Below are 1,197 nucleotides of genomic sequence, written 5' to 3'. Positions count from 1 at the left end.
GGTGCTGCCCTATCTGTTTGCGCATTTCGCATCGCGGAGGCAATGGTTGCAGGCCGCCTGCGTATTGCTGTTCGCGCTGTGCTTCTATCCGGTCGTCAACAACAAGACCGTTCTGCTGTTGCCGATCTGGCTGCCGTTCCTGTTCTGGCTCTACGACCAGTTCAACCCGCGACTGGCCACGGTGCTCGCATTCCTGCTCCCGGCGACCGTTGGGCTCTCGGCGTTCGCCGTTCTCGGCGCCGACAAGGACTACGTCGTGTTCAGCGCCATCAACCTGCGCTTCCTCGCGATCCCGTCACTGGCGCTCGATCAATATGCCGACTTCTTTGCGCACCGCGAGCTGACCCGGTTCTGCCAGATATCGATCCTGCGACAGGTGACCGCCTGCCCGTATGGCGAGCTCGGCCCGACGCTCGGCGCGATCTATCGCGACGGCAATTTCAACGCGTCCTTCCTCGCCACCGAGGGCATCGCGTCGGTCGGTCTCGCGCTCTCCCCGATTTCGGCCCTCGTGTGCGGCCTGATCCTGTCGGCGGGGTCGACGGTCTCGCGGCATCTCTCGCCGCGCTTCATCGCGGTGTCGTCCGGCATCGCCGTTCAGGCGATCATGAACGTCCCGTTGACCACGGGCTTGGTCTCGAACGGGATCGCGCTGCTGTTCCTGCTGTGGTGGCTGACGCCGGAACAGCGCGCAGAATTATCCCGCAGTCCCGAGCACGCCGCCCGGCAGGTGGGCGTCGTCGGCCTCGCTGCGTCCTGATCTTGCGCGCCCAGCCGGGACGTGGCGGGCGCGCAAAGACAGTGCCGGCGTGCGGGCGGCCTGACTAATGTGGCCGCGACTTCTTTCGAAGAACGATAATGCTCTGATAGGGCGAGATCCCATTCATGCCGACGTCGACGATATCGAACCGATCGGTCCAGTGCTCCTCGATGTACTGCTTGGTGATGATGGTCTCGCCGTATGTCATTTCGCCATCGACCGGATAGCTTTGGGGATAGAAGTAGAAGCCGTCTCGCCGCACGGTTTCGGTGATCTTTTGCTGATCCCAACCGGGCAATTTCGAGATCGGCTCATAGAATGCATATGCCGGCGGCCGCACCGTCAAAAGGAAGAGACCACGGTCCTCCAGCGCAGCATGGACCGCGTCGAGGCATACGTCGCTCGCGACCGGGGAGAGATGCGTCCAGATCGACAGC

The 1,197-nt window shown here is 62.9% G+C and carries 1 protein-coding gene and 1 pseudogene; one reads left to right on the top strand and one right to left on the bottom strand.

Annotated elements, in window-relative coordinates; genetic code table 11:
* Nucleotides 1-760, top strand: a pseudogene (locus tag QMZ05_RS40850) (hypothetical protein); the annotation flags it as partial.
* Between the two features lie 64 nt (nucleotides 761-824).
* Here QMZ05_RS40850 and QMZ05_RS40845 read toward each other — a convergent pair.
* Nucleotides 825-1,197, bottom strand: a 373-nt coding sequence (locus QMZ05_RS40845) for a hypothetical protein (protein ID WP_353705891.1), incomplete at its 5' end; no start/stop codon positions are given.

This window comes from Bradyrhizobium sp. INPA03-11B, from assembly GCF_040446015.1.
In the GTDB taxonomy this organism is placed as follows: domain Bacteria; phylum Pseudomonadota; class Alphaproteobacteria; order Rhizobiales; family Xanthobacteraceae; genus Bradyrhizobium; species Bradyrhizobium macuxiense_A.
This window is presented reverse-complemented; position numbering and strand designations above follow the sequence as displayed.